The organism is Kitasatospora sp. NPDC004669 (assembly GCF_040609455.1).
Lineage (GTDB): Bacteria > Actinomycetota > Actinomycetes > Streptomycetales > Streptomycetaceae > Kitasatospora.
In genome coordinates this window covers 38,173-45,064 of record NZ_JBEXKB010000068.1, presented here as the reverse complement: position 1 = coordinate 45,064, position 6,892 = coordinate 38,173, and the positions used below count along the sequence as shown (strand labels likewise).

Here is a 6,892-nt window from a genome sequence, read left to right as displayed (position 1 = left end):
CGGCCCGCGCGGGGGCGGCCCCCCGCCCCCCCCCCGGGGGGGGGCGGCCTGGCGGGGCCCCCCCCCCCCCGGGGGGGGGCCCCCCCCGCGCCGGGTCGGGGGCCGCCGCGCGGGCGGCGCCCCGACAGCAACGGTAACGGTTGGCGGTCGAACCGGTGTCCGAGCCGACCGCCGCCGGACCGGGCGGTGCCGGTTCGCGCCGGGCGGTGCCGGTCGGTGCCGGGCGGTGCCGGTCGGTGCCGGGACTAGACGGTGACCGACTCGCGGACCGGGGCCGCCGCCTCGGGGGCGGCGGCGTGCAGCTTGCTGCCCTCGACGTCGACGTCCGGTATCAGCCGGTCGAGCCAGCGCGGCAGCCACCAGGCGCGGCGGCCGAGCAGGGCGAGGACGGCGGGGACGACGGTCATCCGGACCACGAAGGCATCGAAGGCGACGGCCGCGGCGAGGCCCAGGCCCATCATCTTGATCATCGGCTCGCTCATCCCGATGAAGCCCGCGAAGACGGCGATCATGATGAAGGCGGCGGCGGTGACCACCCGGGCGTTGTGCCGGAAGCCGGTGACGATGGCCTCACCGGGCTGCTCGCCGTGCACGTAGCCCTCGCGGATCCGGGTGACCAGGAACACCTCGTAGTCCATGGCGAGGCCGAAGACCACGCCGATCATGAAGATCGGCATCATGCTCATCACCGGGCCGGTCTGCTCCACGCCGATCAGGTCGGCCAGCCAGCCCCACTGGAAGACCGCGACCACGGCGCCGAGCGCGGCGGCCACCGAGAGCAGGAAGCCGAGCGCGGCCTTGAGCGGGACGAGGACGGAGCGGAAGACCACCAGCAGCAGCAGGACGGCGAGGCCGACGACCACGGCGAGGTAGGGCAGCAGCGCGTCGGTGAGCTTCTGCGAGACGTCGATGTTCATCGCCGTCGTACCGCTGACCAGGACCGTCGCCCCGGTGGAGGCCTTCAGGCCGGCCGCGTGGCCACGGATGGTGTGGACCAGGTCCTTGGTCGCGGCCTCGGCCGGGCCGGTGGCCGGGATGGCGTTCAGCAGGGCTGTGTCGCCCGCCTTGTTGAACATCGGCGGCGTCACCGTGACCACGCCGGGCAGGCCGGAGACGGTCTTGGCGACCTCGCCCGCGGCGGCCTTCGGGTCCGCGGTGCCCTTGACGTCCACCAGGACGGTCAGCGGGCCGTTGAAGCCGGGACCGAAGCCCTCGGACAGCAGGTCGTAGGCGCGGCGCTGGGTGGTGGAGGTGGGCTTGGCCTCGTCGCCGGGCAGGCCGAGCCGCAGGTCGAGCGCGGGGGCCGCGAGCGCGCCGAGGCCGATCACGCCGAGCAGCAGCACCGCGAGCGGGCGGCGCAGCACGAAGCGGGCCCAGCGGGCGCCGCCGTTCTCCTTGGCCCCGGCCGGCTGGGCGGGGCCCTCGGCCTTGCGGACCTTGCGGGGCAGCACCTTGCGGCCGATGAAACCGAGCAGCGCGGGCACCAGGGTGAGCGCGATCAGCACGGCGATGACGACGGTACCGGCCGCGGCCATGCCCATCTTGGCGAGGAGCGGGATGCCGACCACGGAGAGCCCGGCGAGGGCGATCACCACGGTGAGACCGGCGAAGACCACCGCGGAGCCGGCGGTGCCGACGGCCCGGCCGGCCGCCTCTTGCGGGGTACGGCCCTCGGACAGCTCGGCCCGGTAGCGGGAGACGATGAACACGGCGTAGTCGATGCCGACGGCGAGGCCGAGCATCATCGCCAGCGTGCCGGTGGTCGAGGAGAGGCCGAGCGTGCTGCCGAGCGCGGCGATCAGGGACATCCCCAGGCCGACGCCGATCACGGCGGTGAGCAGCGGCAGGCCGGCGGCGACCAGCGAGCCGAAGGTGATCACCAGGACGACGGCGGACAGCGCCATGCCGATCGCCTCGCTGCTGCCGCCCGTCTCGGGCTTGGCCATCAGCGCGTTGCCGCCGATCTCGACCTTGAGCCCGGCGTCCCGGCCGTGCTGGGCGGCCTGCTGGAGGGCGTCGGTGGCGCCCTTGGACAGTTCGCCGGCCTTGACGGAGTAGTTGACCGTCGCGTACGCCGTGGTGCCGTCCTTGGAGACGGCGCCCTGCATCTTGAACGGGTCCACCGCGCCGGTGACCTGCTCGGCGTGGGCGAGCTCGGCGACCGTCTTCTCCACGGCCTTCTGGTTGGACTGCGCGGTGATCTTCTGGCCGGAGGGCGCGACGAACACCAGGCGGGCCGAGGCTCCGTCGGCGTGCCCGCCGGGGAAGCGCTCGTTCATCAGGTCGAAGGCCTTCTGCGCTTCCGTGCCGGGCATCGAGAAGCCGTCGTCAGGGGCGGCGGGCGCCTTGGCCGCCAGGACTCCGCAGACCGCCAGCACGGCGACCCAGAGCAGGGTCACCAGCCGGCGCCGGACGAAGGCCCATCGGCCCAGGCGGTAGAGGAACGTGGCCACGGGAGAGCGGACTCCTTCGGATTCGGGTTCGGGTTCGGGTTCGGGGACGGGTGAACGAGGGCGGACCTGGTCCGCCCGCAGCATGACCAATCCTTGATCGCGGCCCCCTGCTCCGTCGTCGTCCCTGCGCAGGCCGTTTGCGTACTGCGGACGCAGTACGCCCCTCCCCCGTACGGAGGAGCGCACGCCCCGCGGCGGAAGCAACCGCAGGCCCGCCCGGAAGCGGCCGGGAGCAGGGTGGTGGCCTGCGGCGGGAGCAGTCCCGGTTCACCTGGGCGGGCGGCGACGACGGGCCGGGGCCGCCCGGGCGAAGTAGCGTGATGTGCCTGGCCCGACCGTTTCCGTACGGTTCGGGTTGATCCGACCCGATCGGTGCTGACCCCAGCCCGCCGCCGGAGGTGCCCCATGGGCGTTCCAGCCGCCCGCATCGTGTTCGACGAGAACGACCGCGCGGCCGTCGCCGACGCCGTGACCGAGATGCTCACCACCGGCGCGCTCACCCTCGGTCCGTGGACCGAGCGCTTCGAGCAGGCCTTCACCGCCGAGCACGGCGCCTCGCACGCCGTCGCGGTGAGCAGCGGCACGGCGGCGCTGGAGGTGATCCTGCGCACGGTCGACGTCCGGGGCCGCGACGTGGTCGTCCCCGCCGTCACCTTCTACGCCACGGCCGGCGCGGTGGTCCACGCGGGCGGCCGCCCGGTGTTCGCCGACGTCGACCCGGCCACCCTCGCGCTCTCCCCCGAGACCCTGGCCGCGGCCCTCACCCCGGATGCCGCGGCCGTCGTACTCGTCCACATCGGCGGGCTGGTCACCCCGCGGGTGAACGCCCTGCGCGCCCTCTGCGACCAGCGCGGCATCCCCCTGATCGAGGACGCCGCGCACGCCCACGGCAGCAGCTACGACGGCCGTGCCGCCGGGACCTTCGGCCTGGCCGGGGCCTTCTCCTTCTACCCGACCAAGGTCACCACCAGCGGCGAGGGCGGCATGATCCTCACCGAGTCGCCGGAGCTGCGCGACGAGGCCCGGATCTACCGCGACCAGGGCAAGGGCTCCTTCGGCACCAACCACCACCTCCGGCTCGGCTACTCCTGGCGGATGAGCGAGCTGCACGCCGCCGTCGGAACGGTGCACCTGCGCCGTCTCAAGGAGTTCATCGAGACCCGCCGCGCCGTCGCCCGCCGCTACGACACGGCACTGGCCGGCCTGGACGGGCTGGAGCCGGTGCTCGAACCGGCCGGCTGCCGCGGCAACTACTACAAGTACGTGGCGCTGCTGCCGACCGGCGTCGACCGCGCCGCGTTCAAGCGGGCGGTGGCCGAGGAGTACGGCGTACGGCTGTCCGGCGAGGTGTACGACCTGCCGCTGCACCTGCAGCCGGTGCTCGAACCGTACCGGGGCGGGCCGCTGCCGGCGGCCGAGGACGTCTGCGCCCGGCAGGTCTGCCTGCCAGTGCACTCCGACATGACCGAGGACGAGGCGGAGCTGGTGATCGAGGCCGTCTCGGCGGTGCACCGGCGGATGGCCGGGTAGCCGGAGCGAAGGGAGCAAGACCGTGCGGATAGCCGTCACCGGTGGCTGCGGGTTCATCGGCTCACACGTCGTGGACCATCTGATCGCGGCCGGCCACGAGGTCCTCGCCGTGGACCCGAACGACAAGTACCTCCACCCCGACGCCGAGCACGCCCGGATCGACGTCCTCGACCTGCCGGCCCTGACCTCGGCGCTGGCCGGCAGCGAGGTCGTCTACCACCTCGCCGCGATGGCCGACGTCGAGCAGGTCTTCGCCGACCCGGTCCGGGCCGTGCGCACCAACATCGACGGCACCGAGGCCGTCCTTGAGGCCGCCCGGCGCAGCGGCCTGAGCCGTACCGTCCTGGCGAGCACCGTGTGGGTCTACGGCGCCGCCCTCACCGACGGGCAACTCGACGGCGAGGAACAGGAGTTGGACGAACACGTGCCGATCGAGCTGGAACACAGCGGGCACCTGTACGTAGCCACCAAGCTCGCCGCCGAGATGCTGGTGCACAGCTACCGCGAGCTGTACGGGCAGCACTTCACCATCCTGCGCTACGGCATCCCGTACGGCCCGAGGATGCGCGACGAGCTGGTCGTCGCCCGGTTCGTCCAGGCGGCGCTGACCGGGCGGCCGATCACCATCGCCGGGGACGGCCGGCAGAGCCGCAACTTCGTCTACGTCGAGGACCTCGCCGACGCCCACGTCCGGGCCCTCTCCCCCGACGCCGAGGACCAGACCTTCGCCCTTGAGGGCTCGACGGCCGTCTCGGTGCGCGACATCGCCGACACCGTCGACCGACTGCTGGGACCGGTCACCATCGAGCACATCGGCGGCCGCAAGGCCGACTACACCGGGCGGCGGATCTCCTCCGCCCAGGCCAAGCGGCTGCTCGGCTGGTCGCCGCGCACCAACTTCGCCGACGGCGTGCGCCGGTACGCCGACTGGTACCGAACCTCCGCCGCCGCGTCCGCCGCCGGCTGACCGGGGCCGCCCGATGCCGCACGCCCTGCTGGTCTCCGGCTCGCTCGGCCAGGGCCACGACGTGATGGCACAGGCCTGCGCGGACACCCTGCGGGAACGCGGCTGGACCACCAGCACCGTGGACGCGATGGCCCTGCTCGGGCAGCGCTCGGGCGCCGCAGGGGAGGCCGTCTTCCGGCGGCTGCTCGACCTGCCCGGGGCCTACGACGCCTTCCACTTCTCGGCGCTTCGCCCGGGCGCGCGGCTCGCCCTGCTCATCGACGCGGCCGCCCGCACCCGGCTGGTCCCCGCGCTGCGGGAGCTGGTCGGGGCTCAGCGGCCGCAGCTGGTGGTCTCGGTGTTCGCCACTGCCACCTCGGCCGTGAACAAGCTGCCGGACCGGGACTTCCCGCACTTCGTGTTCTGCACGGACGTCACGCCGCACCGGATCTGGGTGCAGGACGGCACCGACGTGTTCCTGGTCACCTCCGAGGTCGCCGCCTGCGCGGTGCGCCGCTACCGGCCGGACGCCGACATCGCCGTGGTACCCGCCCCGCTGCGGCAGCCGTTCTACCGGGCGCCGGGCCGGGCCGAGGCGCGCGCCGAGCTGGGCGTCCCACCGGAGGCCGAGTGCGTACTGCTGATGTCCGGCTCCTGGGGGCTCGGGCCGATCGCCCGCACCGCCGCTTCGCTCGCCGCCGCCGGGCCGCACGTGCTGGCCGTGGCGGGGCGCAACCAGGAGCTGGAGCGGCGGCTGCGGGCGGCCGCGCGCGGCCGGCCCCGGCTGCACCCCTTCGGCTACACCGACCGGATCCCGGCACTGATGGCAGCCGCGGACCTGGTGGTCACCAGTTCCGGCGACACCTGCAGCGAGGCCCGGGCGCTCGGGCGGCGGCTGCTGCTGCTCGACGTGGTGCAGGGCCACGGGCGGGACAACCTCCAGCACGAACTGGAGCTCGGCCACGCCGATGTCGCCACCGCCCGTCCGGCCGAGGTGGTCCGCAACGCGCTCGCGGCACTGGGCCGGCCGGAGCCGCGGCCGTCGGTCGGGGCCTCGCCGGACGGGTGGCGCAAGGGCTTCGGGGCGGCGATGGACCGGGTGGGGTTGGGGTAACCCGGAAGCCCGGCGCGGGCCCTTGCCGGGTGCGGGCAGTGCACTGTCGCCCTGACGACACGTCCGCCGCGCGGCCCGGTTCCACCTGACCCTGGTCCGGCGGCGCGCCGACCGGCCCTAGCCCTGGCGGTGGGCAAGAGGCGGGACGGCGTGGTCACGCAGCGGGCCGAGGGTGAGGGCGCGGTCCCGACAGTGGGCGGCGATCAACGGGAGGGCGGCGAGGGTGGCGCGCCAGGAGTCGGGGGCGGAGGTGCAGTCGGAGTCGTGCAGCAGGAGGGTCGCTCGGCCGGTGAGACCGGGGCGGGCGGTGGCATAGACGGAGGCGCCGGTGGCCTCGGCCGTCCAGTCGCGGCCCCAGGCCGTCCACAGCACGCTGCGCAGGCCGAGGCGGCGGGCGGCCAGGGCCGGGCCGGCGGTCAGCACGCCGTACGGCGGGCGGTACCAGAGCGGGCGGGCGCCGCACAGCTCGGTCACGGCCTCGGTGGCGCGGCGCAGTTCGCGCAGGTCGCGGGCCGGGGCCGGGTACCACTGCTGCCGGTGGTGCCAGCCGTGCACGGCGACCTCGTGGCCGCGCAGCACCAGTTCGCGGCCGAGAACGGGAGCGCGCTCCAGCATCGCGCCGAGTAGGAAGAAGGTGGCGCGGGCGCCGAGTTCGTCCAGGGCGTCGAGGACGTACGGGGTGCTGCGCGGGTCGGGGCCGTCGTCGAAGGTCAGGGCGAGGTGGCGCGGGTCGGAGCCGTACCCGGCGGTGCGGCGGGCCAGGGTGCGGCGCACCGGCGGGAGGCGGACCGCCGCCGGGGCGAGGTGCAGGAACTCCAGGCCCGCCGCGGTGGCGAGGGCCGTGGTCAC

Annotated in this window: 5 protein-coding genes; 3 read left to right on the top strand and 2 right to left on the bottom strand. The window is 74.6% G+C overall.

Annotated features, from left to right (window positions below):
• Window positions 1–245 precede the first annotated feature (245 nt).
• Entirely contained in the window at window positions 246–2,453 is a 2,208-nt protein-coding gene (locus tag ABZW30_RS37600; RefSeq protein WP_355675774.1) for an MMPL family transporter, read from the bottom strand.
• A gap of 405 nt (window positions 2,454–2,858) precedes the next feature.
• Between ABZW30_RS37600 and ABZW30_RS37595 the strand changes: the two genes are divergently transcribed.
• Genes ABZW30_RS37595 through ABZW30_RS37585 form a run of 3 tightly spaced genes read left to right on the top strand, consistent with a single transcriptional unit; the run spans window position 2,859 to window position 6,043 of the window.
• Window positions 2,859–3,983 (top strand): DegT/DnrJ/EryC1/StrS aminotransferase family protein, encoded by a 1,125-nt coding sequence (locus tag ABZW30_RS37595; RefSeq protein WP_355675773.1) that lies wholly within the window; start codon window positions 2,859–2,861, stop codon window positions 3,981–3,983.
• Between the two features lie 22 nt (window positions 3,984–4,005).
• A complete protein-coding gene (locus tag ABZW30_RS37590; RefSeq protein WP_355675772.1) occupies window positions 4,006–4,950 on the top strand; it encodes an NAD-dependent epimerase/dehydratase family protein in 945 nt (314 codons plus the stop codon).
• Window positions 4,951–4,963: 13 nt separating this feature from the next.
• Window positions 4,964–6,043 (top strand): hypothetical protein, encoded by a 1,080-nt coding sequence (locus ABZW30_RS37585; RefSeq protein WP_355675771.1) that lies wholly within the window; start codon window positions 4,964–4,966, stop codon window positions 6,041–6,043.
• Window positions 6,044–6,160: 117 nt separating this feature from the next.
• Here ABZW30_RS37585 and ABZW30_RS37580 read toward each other — a convergent pair whose 3' ends face one another.
• Window positions 6,161–6,892, bottom strand: coding sequence for a polysaccharide deacetylase family protein (locus ABZW30_RS37580; RefSeq protein ID WP_355675770.1), 732 nt, complete (start codon window positions 6,890–6,892; stop codon window positions 6,161–6,163).